Below are 18,343 nucleotides of genomic sequence, written 5' to 3'. Positions count from 1 at the left end.
CGTCCCGGGCACGCGCGCGTCCACCGTTCGCACCGCGCTCACGCGCTCCTCGGTGGTGCGAGCACGAAAGCCGTGTTCTCCACGAAGCGGCGCGTCAGCCCTTCGATCGACAACCGCTCCACCCGTCCGGTGTTGGGCTCGTAGAAGAAGCCCTCCGTCGGTGAGATCATCATCACGGCGGTCGCATGGCTCCCGGTCGCCAGCCAGATCCGGTCCCCGGCGCCGAGTTCACCCGCCTGGAGCAGGTTCACCAGTTCCTCGGAGGTCGGTCGCCGAGCGCCCTCGGGGTCGAGCTGGTCATGGACCCACTCGACCTGGGCGGCTTGGCCGTCGGCCGCCCCGTTCCACGCGATCAGCGTGTTCACCGCGCTGTTGCGTTCGGTCTCGTCAAGGTCCGCGAACCGCTGGTTCGGCGCGGGCTCCGGCGTGGGGGTGTTCAGCCACCGGGTCGCGAGGACCGCGCAGAACTGTTCGATGCGGACGAAGCTGTCGATGTCCTCGGGCGGTCTGCCCACCCAGTACCACAAGTTGCTCCCCTGGCGCCCGTCGTCCTGGCTGAGATCGGCGTAGAGCGCCGGGTTGGCGGGGAGGACGTCGTCGTCGTCGAAGACGACGACCGGCTCAGCCGGGGTGCCGGTCTCCGCCGCACCGGCGACCGGGGTCTGCTGTGCGACCGGCGACGCGGGCGGCGGTGTGCTGGTCGGCGTCACCGCCGGCTCGGTCGCGACGGCCTGGGCAGCGGCGGCGCTGCTCACGACCAAGGGCGCCGGCGGCTGCTGGCCGGCGGTCGACGCCGGTTGGCCCGCCGCCGGGGCCACCTGGGCCGCCGGCTCCGGGTTCAGGAAGGCCGCGAGGTCCTCCACCACGGTCAGCGGCGGCGGGGGCGCGGTAGACGTCTGCTGGACGCCGGCGGGCACCTCCGGCTCGGCGGTTGCTGTCGTCTGCTGACCGGTCGTCTCCGCCTGGACAGCCCCCGCCGGTTGCTCGGCTGGTGGGGTGGTCTCCTCCGGCCGCGCGGTCGCCTCAGCCGGCTCCGGCTGGACCGCCGCCTCTGGGCGCACGGTCGTCGTGGTCGTCGCCTCCGGCTGGAGCGTCGCCTCCGAATCAGGGGCAGGGGCGAGCGGCTCGACATCCGGCGCCACCGACGTGACGGCCGTGGCCTCCGGGTCAACGGCTGGGGATGCTGGCTCGACAACTGCTGCCTTCTGCTCCGTCGGTGCCGTCAGCTCAACGACCGTCCCCTCCGACTGCGCACTTCCTTGCTGCTCGACAACCGGTGGCTTCCGCACCACGGGCGTCTGCTGCTCCACCGGCGCCGTCACCTCGACAGCAGGGTCCTCCGACCGCGAGGTCTCCTGCTCATCGGTGGGAGAAGCGTTCGACTCGACCGCCGGTGAACCCTCCGGCTCAAGCTCACGGCCCTCCGGCTCCACGCCCGGCGCCCGCCGCTCAGTCGCGGGCCCCTCCGGCTCCACGCCCGGCTGCTCCCGTTGCTCCGGCACGGTCCCCTCGACGGCAGCGTCCTCCGGCTCCACGACCGGCGCCTCGGGCTCGGCCACCGGTGACCGCTGCTCCACGGCCGGCGGCCCCTCCGGCTCGACCACCGGAGTGCTCTGCTCCACGACCGGGGCCTGCTGCTCGACGGACGGGGACTCCTGCTCGCCAGGGGACGACTTCTGCTCGCCAGAGGCCTCCTGCTCGACCGGAGCCTTCTGCTCAGCCGGAGTCTTCCGCTCGACCGCGGCCTCCTGCTCAGCCGGCTTCTTCTGCTCGACGGCCGGCTTCTTCTCGGTCGGCAGGCCGAGTTCCTTGGCTTCGGCCTCGTTCAGCTCGAAGTACAGCCCCTCGCGGCCACGCACCGTCGTGGTCGTGGTGATGTCCAGCGGGCTGAGGAGAACACGCTCCAGGGGCCAGGGGAAGATGTTGCGCCGCTTGTGGAAGCTGTTGACGATGTCGTAGTAGACGTCCGCGCGGTAGCGGTACAGCGTGACGTTCTCGTGAGTGCTCTTCTCCCCCGAGGTGTCCTCGCTCTTCTCGCTGTACGAACTGCCCTCCCGCCGGGTCAGGCCGGGTGTGCCCCCACCGGTACCACCGGCCGGGTTGCTCGGGTTGGTGCCCATCGCACCGGCGTTCGGTCCCTTGACCTTGCCTTGTGTGTGGCTGATCGAGGTCGAGTGCCCGCTGGTCGACGAGATCTCGCGCTTGATGGTGCGGGACCCGTCGAACTCGACCTCGTACACCTTCGGCTTGATCTCGGTGGTGTGCTTCGCGGTCCGATAGCGGTTGCGGTTGACGACCTCGTGCGAGTAGGGCATCCCTTCCCCGAGGATGCGCGGGAGGTGCACGGACAGCTGCCGCTCGGAGGCCAGGTCCCGGATCTCCCGACGCTCCTCCGTGGCGTCCCCGTAGAGGCGCTCGGCGCGGTGTGACGGGTCACCGCCCTTGTTCGGTGCTCGAACGGCGGAGTCGACCACGTGGTCGGCGAGCCCGTCGGTGGCGATCCCACGCACGCGGAGGGTAGTCGCCTTGCTGAGTACGTCGGTGTAGTCCTTCCCGGTGGGTTTCTCGTCCTTGCCGAGCGCCTCCAGTTTCGGCATCCGCTCCCGGCCGGCGGGGGCACCGGTCGAGGGGGACCTGTCCTGCCGCTCCGAGTTCGACGTCGCCTGGTCGGACGTCGACTTCGGTGCTGCCGTCGAGGACGAGGCAGCGACGTTCGACCTGCCCTCGTTCGACTTGCCCTCCGGTTGCTTCCCCTCGGACTTCGACTGCCCGTCGCCGCGCGTGGAGCCGCTCGTGTCCCCGTCGGTCCGTTCCACGGGCAGCGTGTCGTCGTGCGGGACCAGCAGGTCGACCTTCCCGGGAACCGTTCTCAGTTCCTCGGGCACGGGCAGCTGACGCGTCGAGGGTTTCCGGTAGTTGCTGGAGTTCAGGACGTGCGGACTGTGCCCACCGGAGATCTTGGACATGATCATGCCGGGCGTGTCGACCTGGTACACCTCGATCTCGTAGGTGACAGGCACCGTGAACCGCTCGACCTGGGTCACCTCGACCTTGTCCCCGCGCTTGTCCACGGCCTCGTCGGTGCGCGACACGCTCTTGCTGCCGCTCCAGCTCCCACCGAACACGGGGCCACCCATCCCGCCGGGAGGTGGTCCCTCGGCCGGGGTCTCCCCGAACATGTAGCTGAGGCCGGCGGCGGCGGACCAGCCCGTGCCCCTGCCGCCACCCACCTCGCTCGGCGTGGAGGAGGCCTGCTCGGACTGGTGTTTCCGCTCTTCGGCCCCGAGGTGGGTGATCTCCTTGCTCGGATCCTCCCGCGCGATCACCCGGTACTCGTAGGTCCGGTCCTTGAAGACCATCGACTGGGTGTGGAGCACGCTCGCCTGCCCGGTGGCCATGCGCTCCACCGTGGCTCCACCCCTGGATTCAGCGGTGAGCTCGGCCGTGCGGGCCAGTGCGCCGATCGGGGGCGGGTTCTGGTCACCTGCCTTGACGAAGGGCGCGGCGCCGGGGGTGACCTGGGCGATCACCTTCTTGAGCGTCGCGTCGAGCTCCTTCAGGCCCTCCGGGGAAACGAGGGCGGTGTCGGCGCCCAGCGCGGTCCCGACCCCGATGTAGGGCGGGAGCTTCCGGGTACCAGCGCCCGGGTTCTTCTTCGGGCTCTCGGTGGTCGCGGTGCTCCCGTCGGTCTCCGTCGTCCCGTCCTTCGCCGTGGAGGCCGGGTCCTTCCCGGGTGCCTTCCCGGTGGAATTCTCGGGAGCCTTCCCGGTGCTGTTCTCCGGGGTCGTTCCGGTGCTGTTCTCCGGAGCCTTCCCGGTGCTGTTCTCCGGAGTCGTTCCGGTGCTGTTCTCCGGAGCCTTCCCGGTGCTGTTCTCCGGAGCCTTCCCGGTGCTGTTCTCCGGAGTCGTTCCGGTGGTGTCCCCGTTGGGGTTCTCCGGAGCTCTCGTCGTCGACGTGGTGGTGTCCGTCGCGTCGGTGGTCTCGGCCGAGCGTTCGCCTCGCTGGTTCGTCCGACCATCCCCACCGGCCGTGTCCCGCATGGCGGACTCGGTGGTGTCGGCCGGACCGCGCCGCTGGCCGTCGTGTCGCCCGTCGCTCGCCGAGTCGCGGCCCTCGGTCTGGTCGCTCGCCGGGCCGGCCTCGGTGTTCGGCGCGTCCTGGTCCGGGGACTTCGTTCCCTCCGTGCCCTCCTTCGTCGTCCCGGTCGATCCGCCCTCGCTGGGCTCCTTCGTGCCGTCCTTCACCGTGCTGGGCGGCTCGGGGAGCTTCTTGTCCTGGCGCTGGGTGTCGGTGACTACGAACTCGAGTGCCTTGGGGATGAGCACCGTGACGGTCTTGGTCGCCGGAGCCATCGGGTACCCGAAGAAGTTCCGGTGCCCCCAGGCGTCCTGGTTCGGCTGTCCGAGGAGGTTCTGCCAGGCGTGGGCCGAGATGGTCACCAGGGCGTCGGCACGGTACCGGTGGTACACCGTGTCCTTGATTCCCTCGACGGCGGTGACCTTCTTCGCGCCGTAGCCCTTGCCCGCCGACTGCTCGCTCGACCAGCTCTTCCCCGCGTTGCCCGTGACGGGGGTGACCATCACGTTGACGTTCATCGAGGTGTCGCTGCTGCTCCCGCTGGTCTGCTTGCGGGAGCTGTCCACCGTGGTCTGCTCGCTCGGCGTCAGCCCGGGCGGGCTGTCCACGTAGGTGGCGCCGTGCGCGCGCATCCCGATGACACCGCTTTCGGTGCGGTCGAGAACGGTTCCCTTCTCCGTGCCGTTCGAGAGCACGGCGCCCTCTCCCAGGAGGCGGTCCTGGTTCGCGGCCCACCACTCGGAGTCGATCACCATCGTGGTGTCGGTGTCGCTCGGCTTCGCGTTGACCCTCTCGCGCACGTCCTGCTGCGCGGTCCTCAGCGCGTCGTTGATGGCGGTCAGGTCGTTGACGGGCCGTGTCACCAGGGCGCCGGACAGGTCGATCCCGTCCTCCCGGCTGCTCTTCTGGAAGTCCGCGTCCTTGGGGTCGGTGATCGGCTTGCCGGGCAGGGACTCCTCCACCGACCGTTGCGGGTTGTCCTTGCCGTCGGTGGGTACCTGGAACTCCGGTACCTGGTGGCGAGCGACCACCGGGACGGAGATGTCGGTCCTGCCGCCCTTGTCGTTGGACGGCTCCGTGATGGTGACGTTCAACTGCCCGCCGCGCTCGATCTCCCGGATCGGACCCTTGTACTTGATCTTCTTCTCGACGCTGGTCGTGCTGGTCAGCCCCGAGCCGTGGTTGTGCTCGGAACGGTACCCCGGCCCGAGGTGGAAGCCACCCAGGAAGCGCTGGAGGTTGGGCGCACCGCTCAGGCGGGAGCGGAAGCCGAACATCAACGAGGCGAACTGCGCACCGGCGGTCTGGATCTTGGTCCCGAGCCCGGCGCCCTGTCCCGGGGTGGCGGTGATCTCACCTTCCTTGACCGACCGTTCGGAGTGGACGGCGGTCACGGGGTCGCTGTCGGGCGTGGCCGTCAGAGCGATCTCGAACTCTCGCGACGCCACTCGGACGGTCGAGGTGAGCGGGGGGCTGCCCGGCACGGAGATGCGGTGGTAGTCGCCTTCGACCCGCGACTGGCTGATGGCGGCGGTCAGGCTCCTGGTGATCTGTGCCCTGACGTGCTTGTCGACGACGACGCCATCCCTGGTGAGGCGCTGCTCGATGTCGGCGTGCGCCTTGGCCAGGGCCTGGTGCGCGCCCTTGACGCGCTCGGTGTGGTTGAACAGGCTCGCGTCGGTGGCAGCCCTCAGGGCGGCCTGCCGCTCGACGCTGGGACGGTTCGGCGTGGTTGAGCCGTCCTTGGCGGTGGACGAGGTCGTGTCGGTGTTGCCGCCGCCGGACTCGTCCCCACCCGACTCCGGCTTGCTCGTGGACGAGGTCGTGTCGGTGGTACCGCCGCCGGACTCGCCCCCACCCGACTCCGGCTTGCTGGTCGTGACGTTCGCGGGGTCGGTCCCTGCCGGGTTCCGGCCCGTGGTCCCGGTCTCGCCCCGCTTCGCGCGGTCGTTGCCGCTCCCGTCGGTACCCGAGGTGCCGTGCTGGTACCCTGCCGACTGGGCGGGAGTCTGGGTGTCCGCGCCGGTCTGACTCGCGGGGTTCGGCTGCGCGATGGGGGTCAGCGGGATACCCGAGGCGGGGTCGCCGTTCGTCGTCGACGTGTCCCGCCCACCGCCGAAGAGCCTGCGCACCGGCAGGGGGACTGAAAGCCGGTCCCACCGCGTCACGTTGGCCTGCCGTCCTCCGTTCGCGGCGGGCGGGCTGGTGGTGGGATTGGTGTTCGCCGCCGCTCGGTCGCCCGAACCCTGGTTGTCGGTCTGACCGGTCTTCCCGGCGGGCGCGGGGCCCCCCGTCTCGCTCCCCTTGTCGGCGCCGCCGGACTTGTCGACCGTCGTCGACCCCTCGCCACCCGTCGACTTCTCGGTGGTGGTCGGCTGGTCCTTGAGCGCCTCGTTGAGCAGGAGCTCCACGGTGTCCGCATCGGAGCCGCGGACCCGCAGGTGCACCTTGCCCTCCTTGCCGTCGACGGTGAAGTCGACGTTCTCCATCCCCCGGAACCGGGTGGCGGAGACGTCCGCGCTGAACTCGGCGTCCAGCACGAAGAGGGTGGTGTCGGAATCGATCTTCGACTCGCTCTTGAGTGCCTGGTTGTAGGCCAACGAGCCCGTCGTCTTCCGGGAAGCGCCGAAGCCGAGCGTGCCGACCCCGCCCACGTTCATCTGCTGGCCGTGGCTCAGTTCTCCACCGGGACCGTAACCGCGTACCTCGACCCCGAGCTCGAAACCGCTGGAAATCCCCTGTTCGTTCGACTGGCTGCCGGTCGCGGAGGCCTCGTGGCCGAGGGTGGCTTCACCGGCGTCGTGCCGTTGGAAGCCGCGGAACCTGGTGGTCGTGGTCGTGCTGACGTCAGGGAGGACCTGGTGGTAGGTGCGTCGCCCAGAAGGCTGTGGATTGGAGGTGGACAGTCCGTGGATGAGGGCGTCGGGCCCCGACTTCTCCACATGCGCCGAGTTGATCCGGCTCACCGCGTCCCGGCGGATGGTCCCGTCGACGGGGACGCTGGCGGGCAGCTTGCTCATGACGTCCGCCCGGACCTGCCCCAGGCCCGAGACGAGATCCACGGACACGATGTGGTCGAGCAGGGCGGGTGGCAGGGCGACCGCCGGTCTCGGCTTGGGCGGGGCGGGGTTCCTCGTGCCCTCCTGCGGGGACGAGACGTCCTTGTCCGCCTTGGTGTCCTTCTCCCTGTCGGCCTTGGTGTCCTTGCCGCTGGTGTCCTCGGTCGTCCGGGTGTCCTCGCCCGCCTTGTCCCGCGACGTGGTGTTCTGGTCAGCCGGCGCTGACCGGGTGTCGACGGCGGACGTCCCACCCTCCGTGGTTGTCCCGGTGTCCGACTTCGGGGTCGATGTCGAGGCGGATTCTCCGGGGCGGGCGTCGCGCAGCGCCGTTTCGGAGTAGCTCAGCCGGAACTCGCCGGGGAGGCTGACCCCCGGTTCCTTCGGCTTCCCGCTGCCCCGCACCTCGACGTCGGCCCGGAAGCGGACGTCGAACAGGGAGGGGTCGCCCTCCTTGGACACCGAGCGCGAGGAGGTTCCCACACGCTGCGTGCTGTCCTGGGTGGACCGCTCGGCCGTGCTCCTGAAGGTTGGCGTCACCATGATCGGTGCGCCCGTCAACATCTGGAGCAGCGTGCCCGCACGAAGGGTGAAGGGCATCAGGGAACGGCTGACCTGCTTGTTCCGGGAACGCTCCGAGGCGATCGACGTGCCGGGCGCGACCTCGTCCTTGGGCCCCTCGTCCTTGCCGTCCTTGCCCTTGGGCTCCTTCGAGTCCTTGGCGTCGGGCGAGTCCTTGGCGTCGGGCGAGTCCTTGGCGTCGGGTGAGTCCTTGGCGTTCGCCTTGGAACCGTCCTCGCGACTCGTCTTCGTCCCGTCGGAGGAATCCGACGTCGTGGTCGACTTCGTGGCGGTGTCGTCCGGGGCCGGCAGGACCGATTCCGGCGTGAGCCGAACCCAGACATCGCGGACCGAGCCCTTGTCCCCGGTGAACTGGAACAGGTGTCCGTCGGTCAGCAGGCGCAGCGCGGCCACCGTGCCCTCCCGTCGGACGAGGTCCCGCACCTGGGTGCGCAGCGTCGTCCCCTCGGTCGGGCTCAACCCCAGCTTCTTCGGCCGATCCCCGGCGGTGAGGGTGTCGAGGATGGTGGTGAGCTGCTGTGCCGGGGTCGGCTTCCTCCCCGACGTCGGCCCGCCCTGGGACGACGTCGTCGAGGACTTGGAGTCCTGGTCCAGCTCGATGGACCGGATCTTGGCCTCCGGACCGAGTGTTCCGGCATCCTTGAGGTCCCGGGGCATCAGATCGCGCTTGGGCTTCTTCTCGGCCCCCGGCGTGTCGGTGTCAGTCGTCCGCTCGGGACTGACCGTCGTCTCATGGCCCGTCTCCCGCACGGCCGACTCGGTCGTCCGCTCGGGACTGACCGTCGTGTCGTGGCCCGTCTCCCGCGTGACGCGCTCGGTCAGCGGGTCGTCCCCCTCACGATGGCTGTGCTGGCCAGGTTCCTGATCGAGCAGTCGCGAAATGTGCACCCGGTGGGGGGCGGAGTCGGTCTCGAACGGGGACGTGAACGTCGTCGATCCGGGGTCCCGCGAGGGGTTCGGCCCCGCGGCCGGCCGCGTGGTGCTCGGCGCGGGAGGTTCCGCGTCGAACTCCGAGAAGTCCCTGTTCGATCGAACGAGGTAGGAGAAGTCGGAGATCACCGAGTCGTCGGGGATGGTCTCGAACGGGTAGCGCCGACCGGAGTCCCGCTGTTGCCCGGAACCCCGCTCGGGGGGCGGGGCGAACTCGGGATCCGAGCGGTCGTCGACGTCGTACCGCCGGCGCGGCGTGCCGCCCTCGGGATCGGGGGTGGCCGATCCACCTTCCTGGGCCGGGCGGTCCACACCGCCCCGTTCCTCGATGCCTCCGGCCGTGTCCCGGTCGGGAACCCGGCCTCCGGGGTCGTTCGACGCACCGTCGCCCCGCGCGGTCTCGGGTGGCGTCGGCGGGGCCTCGGTCGTGGTCAGCTCAGGGTTGGTGTCCTCGGTGGTGGGAACGTGGTCCGCACTCCGCACGGGGTCCGATCCGTCCGAGTCGACGCGCGTCGTGGGCTCCCGGTCCGCGACGACCTGGTTCGACCCCTCACCCTCACTCACCGGGGTGCTCTCCGGCACCCGCGAATCCCGGGTGGTCCCGCCGGTGCCCTCGGTGCCCCGCTCCTCCAGGCCGCCCTCGGTCAGTCCGTCCTGCGGGTGCTCGCGCCGTTCACGGGCGCGCTCCAGCAGCTCCGTGATCCACTCGGGGCGATCCCCCTCGAAGTCGGCGGTCCTCTCCACCGGCTCGGCGAACCGGACCCGGCGGGGCGGCGCGGGTGTGGACCCGCCGGTCTCCGCATCGGTGGTGGACGTCCCGCCTTCCCGCGTCGCAGCGGGCACCACGGGCCGCTCCGCACCGTCCTGGACGGCGTCGTCGGCACGAACCCGTTCCTCGGTGCTCCCGGCCTCGTCCCGCACGGGAGCCCGGCCGCCGGCTTCGTCCGACGCACCCTCGCCCCGCGCGGTCTCCGGTGGCGCCGGCGGGACCTCGATCGTGGGCGGTCGACCGCCGGTGGTCGTCGTGGTGGCGCCACCGTCCTCGACCAGCGCCGGATCCGACCCGTCCGGCTCGACGCGCGTCGTGGGCTCCCGGTCCGCGACGACCTGGTTCGACCCCTCACCCTCACTCACCGGGGTGCTCTCCGGCACTCGCGGCCCCCGGCCGGTTCCGCTGGTGCCCTCCGCGTCGAATGCGGCCCGTTCGACGGGGCTGGGAGCGGGGTCGTGGGTGTTCGGCGTCGGCGGGCGCTCGTTCACCAGCGGCGACGTCAGCACCGGCGGGGCGGAGGAGGCACGCGGCGTGGGAACCGGCGCACGTCGCGGTTCGCGGCTCTGGCGCTGTTCGGTGGAATCCGTGGCGCGTTCGGAGGTGGGCTCGCGGGTTCCGTCCACCTCCCCCGGAGGTGCCTGCCTCGTGGCCTCGTCGACGGTCGGGTCCGGCGTCGTCCGGGTGTCGTTGCCCCCGCGTTGGCTGGTGTCGGGGTTGGGCGCGTCGCCCTCGCTCGGACTGCTGGTCGGGTTCGTGGCGGGCGGCTGCTCGCCCTGGCCGGCTCGCGAGTCGGGCGCCGTGCCCTGGGGCGCGGGCCCCGGTGGCGGTGCGGGGGGCGCGGCGAGTTCGGTGCCGCCCAGGCGCGGGCTGCCGGCCGGGGTGGCCTCGCGGGCGTTGTGTTCGAACCAGTCCCGCGCCTCCTGGGTGAGGGCGTCGCGGGGTCCCGGGGTGGGATCGTGGTAGGCGGCGTAGGCCTCGGCGAACCACTCCATCGGATCGGAGAACTGGTAGTTGGACACCGCGTTGTCCCGGGCCGAGGCCTGGTAGCTCACCCACTGGTTGTGCGGGCTCACCTGGTAGATGCGCCCGTCGACGGTGAGCCGGTCGCCACCACCGTTGTCGAGGGTCCAGGGTTGCCGCAGCGCGGCCTGGGCGAAGTCGATGGCCTGTTGGACCTTGGCCCGGTATTCCGGGCCGTGGTGGCCGTAGTCGGTGAGGAGCCGGTCGAGCTTGCCGGGATCGCTCCTGGTGCCTTCGGGGTGCAGCGCCGTTTCCAGGGCGTCGTCGAAGGTGGTGCTCCCCGACCTGTCGGTGCGGGCGGCCTGTTCCGGTGTCATCCCGACCTTGGTGACGACCGCATCGGCCACGCTCGACAGGTCGTGGTCGCCGTTGCTGTTGACGTGGACCCGCCAACCGCCGAACCGGTCCTCGTGGGCGTGGTTCTCCAACCAGTCGTGCCCGTTGTCCACGGAGTGGGCGACCTCGTGCCGGAGTGTCCACTCCACGAGGTTGCCGTGCGCCAGGACGTCGGACACCCCGCCCATGACGTGCCGTCGTTCGCCGCCGATCCTGAGGGCGTCCCGGGCGCCCAGCCCTTCGTACTGGGAGAGCGGGCCGAGGTCCATCAGCCACCGCTGCCAGCCGATCCCCCGGTCCAGCCTGGTGTAGAGCCAGGAGGGCATCCCGCCGGGGTTCACCACCTCGATGCTGTTGGTGTCGAGGTTGTAGCGGCTCGCGCCGCTACTGCTCTCCGAGCGGACGATCGAGTCGAGGAACGGGTTGTCCCGGACGTGCAGGGGCGGCAGGCCCCCCAGCACGGTGTCGATCCTGTCGAGCATGGAGTGGCTGAAGTGCTTGCCGTCCGTGCCCGGTGCCGGTCCGATCCTGGTGTGGTACTTGCGGGACAGCTCCATCTCCCGCTGCTCGACGCCCTGTTCCCTGCGGCTCCCCGGCGCGGGGGGCGCGTCGAGGTCGTGGGGCGCGTCGCCCTCCGCTCGGGACCGGTCGGGCCCGCCGCGCTCACCCCGGTCCCCCGAGGAGCCCTCGGGGGAGGTGCGGGACGACGACGGCCCGGTGTCGGCGGAGAGGTCGCCGATGTGCTGGTCGAGGACCCGCAGGTAGCGGTCGGGGATCTGGACCCCCGGCATTTCCCGGATGGTCCCGTCGGCGTCGCGGTAGGTGGTCTCACCACCCATGAGGGTGCCAGTGATCGTCAGGCCGTCGGTCTCACCGGAGGGGTTGTACTCGTCGGGCAGGCCGATCATGTGGCCGACCTCGTGGGCGTAGACGAGGCCAGGTTGTCCCGGACGCCAGTTGCGCTGGTCGTTCCGCCCGCTCTCGGTGATCCGCACCTCGTGGTGTGCTGGCTGGTCGCCCTCGGCGCGCTCGATCCGCACCCGGAGCTGATCTCCGTTGGGCAGGCGCAGGTCGCGGGAGTTGAAGTAGTCGTCGACGCCCTTGCTCGCCTCGGCCCAGACGGCGTCGGGGTCCGCGGTGGACCCCGGGTCCGGGTTGACGCGCACGACGACCCGCACCTCGGTGACACCCTGATCGCCGACCTGGGCGCGTCGCACGTCGAAGGCGGTGTGCTCCCCGTAGGGGCGGCCGGGGACGATCCGCTTGGGCGGCACGCCCTCACCAGGGGGAACGAGGCCGCTGCGGCTGTCCTGACTGGGCAGCTGGCGGTACTTCCGACGTTCCACCCAGGGCGTCTCGTCCAGCTTCGCGCGTAGTTCGGGATCCAGCGGTGGGACGTCCCGTCCGGGCCGCGCCGGGCGACCGGGGGAACCCTCGGAGTCCCGGGTGCCCGGGCCGGACCGGTCGTCGGTGGTGGTCTGGTCGGTGGGGTTCCGGCCCGGTTCGCCGGTGGTGGACCCGCCGTGGTCAGCGTCCCCGGGCAGCGGGGCGCGTGGGGCTGGCGGGTTGGTGCTCTGCGGGCCGCCCCACTCGGCGTACTCGCCGCGCACGTCGTGGGGTAGTGCCTCGCCGTACACCTGGGCGGTGAAGACCTCCGCGACGAACTCCAGGCCGCTGTTCGTCGCGTAGTGGCTGACGTCCATCGCGCTCTGCGCCGCGTTGGAGGTCGGCGGGGTGCCCTGGAGGGCGTGGTCCTGCACCCGCAACCACTGCGACGGGTCCTGGGCGGTGTGCAGACCGTGCCCCAGCTCGTGCACGAAGGTCGCTTCCGCGACGGCCCTGCGGTAGGTGTTCGACCTGGGCTTGTGGTTCCCGGGGTACAGCGACTGCAACTTGTGCTTGGCCTCGTACCGGGCGTCGGCGACACGGTGCGCCACCCCACGCATCCCGCTCTCCCCGACCCCTCCCCGTACCCCGTAGTCGGCGCCGGACGCGTCGTTGGGCCGGAAGACGTTCGGGCCGAACAGCAGGTGCCACGACTGGGTGCCGGTGTTCGGGTCCCGCAGGTGCAGCATCTGCGTGAGCACCCCGTTGGTCCCTGGCGGTGCGAGGGACACCGTCACCGGCCCCGGGAACCGGTAACCGGCGCCCGACACCTTGTCCAGCGCCCCCTGGAGGGCATCCTTCTTCACCGGCCAGTCGGGATCCCGGGTCGCGTGCTCGACGCGCACCGTGACGCCGCCGTCGGACGAGGTCACGGTGTCGAACCGCGTCTCACCGCCGGAGCGGATCCGCGCCAACTGCTCGTTCGACACCTCCCGCTGGACCTGGTAGATCTCGTTGACCCGTTCGGGGGTGAGGGCGGGGCGGGGCGGTGGGGCCTGCGGGGAGGGCAGCGGCGGCCCGCCCCACTCGTCGTAGTCGTTGCGCACGCCAACGGGGAAGGACTCCCCGTACACCTGGCCGGTGAAGACCTCGGCGACGAACTCCAGGCCACTGTTCGTCGCGTAGTGGCTGACGTCCAGCGCGCTCGGAGCGGCATTCGGGACCGGCTGGGTGCCTCGCATCGCGTGCTGCTGCACCCGCAACCACTGCGACGGGTCGTGCGCGGTGTGCAGGCCGTGGCCGAACTCGTGCACGAGGGTCGCCTCGGCGATCGCCGTGCGGTAGTTCCGGGACTCCGACTTCGGCCTCCCGATGCCCAGGGACTGGAACTTGTGCTTGGCGTCGTACCGGGCGTCGGCGACGCGGTGCGCCACCCCACGCATCCCGCTCTCCCCGACCCCTCCTCGCACCCCGTAGTCGGTGCCGGAGGCGTCGTTGGGCCGGAAGACGTTCGGGCCGAGCAGCAGGTGCCAGGAGTGGGCGCCGGTCCCCGGGTCCCGCAGGTGCATCATCTGCGTCAGCACGCCCCGCGCGTCGGGGGGAGCCATCGTCACCATCACCGGACCCGGGAACCGATAACCGGCGCGGGAAACCCTGTCCAGCGCCCCCTGGAGGGCCTCCCGCTTCACCGGGTAGTCGACGTCCGGTGTGGCGCGCTCCACCCACACCGAGACACCGCCGTCCGAGGACGTCATGGTGTCCCACGTCATCGTGCGGCCCGCCCGGACCTGAGTGAGCTGTTCGTCCAGTGCCTCCCGCTGGACGTCGTAGATCCTCGTCACCTCCTCCGGAGTGATCGCCGGGCGGGGTGGCGGAGCGGGTGGTGCCGCGAGTTCGGACTCGGTCCGAGGCCGCTGGGGACCGTCACTCGGGGTGTTCGTCTCGGCTCGACCGTCCTGTCCGCCGGACCGGTCCCGTCCACTGGGCGGGGTGGAACCGCCGTTCGGGGTGGGGCCGGGTGGCACGAGGACGGGTGTCGGGCCCGGCTGTTCGGTGTCCCCTCGTCCGGGGGTGGGCCGCTGGCCGGGTGGGGGTGTCGGGCCGCCCTCGGCGCGCCGGTCCGGCGGTTGGACGGGCATCGGCTCGGGGCGGCTGGGCTGGCCACCACTCGTCGGGGGCCGGTTGCTCTCCGGCGGCGGGGTGGGTCGGCCGGGGTCGTCGGGGCGGGGAGCCGGTGGTGGGGTGGCCGGCCCCTGGTTCGGACCGGGATTCGGTGGAGCCCCCGTGGTGTGGCTGGCGGTCTGCCCGGTGATCGGGCCGCCGGTCGGTGCCTTGGGGGCGGGAGTGGTGCCCACCTCGACGATCGGCCGGGGAGTGGGGCGCTCCGGGGCGGGGCCCGAGGGGCGGGACTCGGTGGACACGCCTCCCCGGTCGGGGACGGCTGGCGGGGACTGCGGCGGCTGGGTGTGCGAGGAACCCGGTGTGGTCGAGGTGTGACCGCCGCTCGTGGGCGGCGGTGTCGGAGTGCTCGACTGCCCGCCACCGCCGGGCGGTGGGGTGGGCGGGGTGGGAGTTGGCGTGGTGCTGGTGCTGGAGCCCGGGGCGGGTTGGGGTGCGGGACCGTTCGGGCTCGGCGTGGCCGGCGTGGTCGCCTGGCCGCCCGTGGACGGGCTGGGCGTTGGCGCGGTGGCCCCGGCATCGGAGGTCACCGGAGTGGGGGTGGGGGTGCTCGGTGGGCCGCTGCTCGTGACCACCGGTGCGGGTGCCGGCGTGCTCGTCGTGGTGGGGACGGGACCGCTGGTGACGGGCGTGCTGGTGATGGGCGTGCTGGTCGTCGGCACGGCGGTGGGCACCGGTCGTGCGGCGGGCGCCGGCGGCGGAGCGCTCTGCTGGTTCGAGTTCGTCGGTTGCGTCGCGGTGTTCCCCCCCTGGTTGGTGGGGGTCCCGGAGCCGGACTGCGTCGTGGGTGGGGGCGCCGCCTGGGACGTCACCGGGGTGTCCGCGCGCTGCCCCGAGGTGTCGGAACTCGTCGTGGTGGGTCGGTCCTGGTGCGGCGTGCCGCCGCCCTGCTGTCCCTGCTGCGGGGCGGGGGACTGCCCACCACCGGTGTCGCCCGTGGTCGGGGGGTGCTGGACGCTGGTGGATGGCTGGTCGGAGCTGGTGGACGACCCGGTACGGCCGTTCGGGCTCGGTCCGGTTTGCTCCGCCTCCTGGAAGCGGCCGCCCGGCAGCGGCCCCTGCGCGCCCCGGTCCGAGGACGGGTTCGACGTGGGTTCGGGACGCCCGGTGTGCTGCTGGGCGTCGGTGTCCTGGGCGCGTCCCGTCGAGGTGTGCTGGTCGGGGGTGACCCGGGTGGGACCGTCGGAGGAGGAGTCCCGCTGCCCGCCGCCCTGCTGGGTCTGGGAGTGGGAGTCGGGAGCGCGGTGGCCGTCACCACGGTGGTCCTCGACGACGGGGGTGGTCCGCCCCTGCTCGGGTCGGTTGTCGGAGTGCTGGCCTCCCCGGTCACCCGTTCGCTGCCCGTCGTCGCCGGTCCGGTGGTTCGAACGGTCGTCGCCGCGCTCCGACACGTCGTCCCGCCCGACCCGGTTCTCCTCGGTCCCGGGTTCCGGCCGGCCGTGCTCGCCCCTACCCGAGCCGACGTCGTCCCCGCCACCGCGTTCACCGCGCTCACCGGGACCGCTGCCTACGTCACCGGACCGCTGGCCGTCCCGCTGCTCCGAACCGGAACCCCGCTCACCACCGGACCAACGACCGTCCTCACCGCCGCGCTGATCCGAGGAGTCCCCACCACGACCCCCCTCACGCTGGTCACCGCTCCCCCACTCACCACCGGAACGCTGATCATCCTCACCCGACCGCTCACCCGGACGACTCCCGGAACGCTCCGACGACGAATCGTCCTGCCCCCTCCGAGCACCCTCCTCGCCACCACGCTCACCCCGCTCACCGGGACCGCCGTCGACGTCACCGGACCGCTGACCGTCCCGCTGCTCCGAACCGGTGTCCCGGCCCGGTGTTCCGCTGGAATCGCGGTCGCTCGACTCCCGGCCGGGTCGCGAGTCCTCGCCGCGTTCGCCGCCGTTCGCACCGTCACCGGTGTCGGACCGGCTGTCGGTGCCCCGGTGCGAGTCGCGGGACTCGTCGCCGACCGCTCCGGAGTCACGGCCGGACTGGGAGTCCTGCCCCGAGCCCCGGCCGTTCTCGCCCGGGGTCGTCTCGGTGGACCGGTGCTCTCCGGTCCCCTGGCGGTCACCGGTCTCGCGGCCGGCGGAGTCGGTGCCCTCCCCGCGCTGCCCGCGTCCCTCCCCGGGGTTGGACTCCTGCCCGCCCTGGCCGTGGCTGGTGTCGGCGTGCGCGTTCCCGGGAACGGTCTCCCCGCCCTGGTTCCACCCGCCCTCGCCGCCGTTCGAGTTCGACTGCCGGTTGCCTGGGGAGTCGCTCGTCTCCTGGCGGCCGTTCGTGTCGGAGTCGGCCCGCGAGGCGGAGTCGCGGCCGCTGTCCGGCGAGCCCACGGTGTCCGGACGGTCCCGGGAGGTGACGTCACCGTTGCCGCCCCGCTCGCCCCGGGACTCGGTGACGATGCCCTCGCCGGAGTCCCCGCGCTGCCCACCGGGGACCGTGTCCCGCCCGGCGGGCTGGTTGACGTCGTTCTGGCCACCGTTCTGGGCACCAGGCCGGCCGCTCTGGTTGGACTGGTTGGACTGCTGGTTCTGGTTGGACTGCTGCCCGGGTCCCTGCTGGTTGTTGCTCACCTGGCTGGGCACGCCACCGTTGAAGCCCGAGGTCCGCTCGTCGCCGCCGGGAGTGTTCTGGCCTCGGCCGTCCTGCCCCGGGGTGTCGTACCCGCCTGACCGATCGCCGCGCGCGTCCGGGCTGACCTGCTCCGAGGAGTGTTGACCGCCCCGATGGCCAGGTGTGTCGCCCGGGTTGCTGGTCCGGTCGTGGGGGCTACCGGCGCCCTCCGTCCCGTCGCGGCCGAACTGGGACTCGCCCGGCCGATCCGCGTTCCCCCGGTCGCCGGCGTGCTGGTTCCCGCTGTCCTGCTGCCCACCGAACTCGGTCGAGTTCCCTCGGCTGTCGGACCCGCCGCCTCCGGTCCCCTCCTCGGCTGGGGGCGCGTCGCCGCCCTCCTGGACCGGGGCCTGGTTGTTCTCCGTGTCGAGCGTCGGCGGTCCCGTCAGGTCGTCGCCGGTCCCGACATCGACCCCGTCCCCCTCACCGCCACCGCCTCGGCCACCTCGACCGCTGAACCCGCCGAAGAAGCCCGCGCTCATCGAGAACGGGTTGAACTCGCCACCCATCGCCGCCGCGGTGGCGGCGTCGCTGATACCGGCCGCGACGCCCTCCCGCGCCGCTCCGCCGAACATGCTGAGGGCCTCGCCCGGCTTGGAGTTGTGGAAGTTCTGCGGCCCGCCGCCGAACTTGCCGTCACCGATCTTGTTGCCCAGCCCTCGCCCACCCGCACCGAGGAGGCCGCTGGCCGCGCCGTTCGTCGCGCCGCCGATCGCCGCGCCGATGGTGTTGTCCTTGTTCCAGTCGTCACGGCCCCCGGTGGCGATCTGGCCACTCTGGATGGCGACGTCGAGCCCGACCTCCTGGGCGGTGCTGTTGACGGTCTGCCGGCCGACCTGGTTGACGACGTTCCCGGCCCGGTTGCCGACGACCTTGTTGACGCCGCCGCCGATCTTGTTGCCGACACCGCCAACGGCGCGGGGGATGGTGGTGCCGACGGTGCGGATGACCTGGTTGCCGATGGTGCGGCCCAGGATCTTGGTGATCACGTTGCGCAGGACCTGCGAGATCACCGTGCGCGCCGCCGTGACGGCGGCGGAGACGATGGCCCCACCGAAGAACGGGATCCAGGCCATGGCGAGCGCCGCGGCGACCATCACCAGCTGGACGATGATCATGATACGGGCCTGCTGGATGTCGGCGGCGGTGTTCTTCGCCAGGCTCGACAGCTCCTGGGCTCCGGCGCGGAGCTCGTCGAGTTTGGTCCGGACCTGCCGGGCGGCCCAGTCCTGGTAGCCGTCGGAGAACTCGCCCGTCATGTCCTGGGACATGTTGCGGGCGGAGCGCTCCATGGCGACGGCGAACACCTCGAGTTCGTCCGCCATCTTCGACCACGCGCTGCTGATCGAACGCAGGCCGCTCTCACTCCCCTCGGGCCAGGGCTGGCCCGCGACGATCTTGAGAGCGGTCTGGAGTCCGGCAGGCAGTTCCGTGGTCATGTCTCACCCAG

The 18,343-nt window shown here is 71.8% G+C and carries 1 protein-coding gene; it reads right to left on the bottom strand.

All coding sequences use genetic code 11. From position 1 onward, the window contains the following. Positions 1 to 38 precede the first annotated feature (38 nt). Positions 39 to 18,332, bottom strand: a complete 18,294-nt coding sequence (locus ACOJVX_RS11955) for a hypothetical protein (RefSeq protein ID WP_422647532.1) — start codon at positions 18,330 to 18,332, stop codon at positions 39 to 41. Positions 18,333 to 18,343 lie beyond the last annotated feature (11 nt).

The sequence above is a fragment of the Actinoalloteichus caeruleus genome, from assembly GCF_049311605.1.
GTDB lineage: Bacteria > Actinomycetota > Actinomycetes > Mycobacteriales > Pseudonocardiaceae > Actinoalloteichus_B > Actinoalloteichus_B caeruleus.
The sequence above is the reverse complement of the archived record's forward strand: the minus strand, read 5'-3'. Positions and strand labels throughout refer to the sequence as shown.

Excerpts from the sequence above, each read along its gene's own strand:
- ACOJVX_RS11955 (WP_422647532.1), bottom strand. The coding sequence starts at position 18,332 with ATGACCACGGAACTGCCTGCCGGACTCCAGACCGCTCTCAAGATCGTC.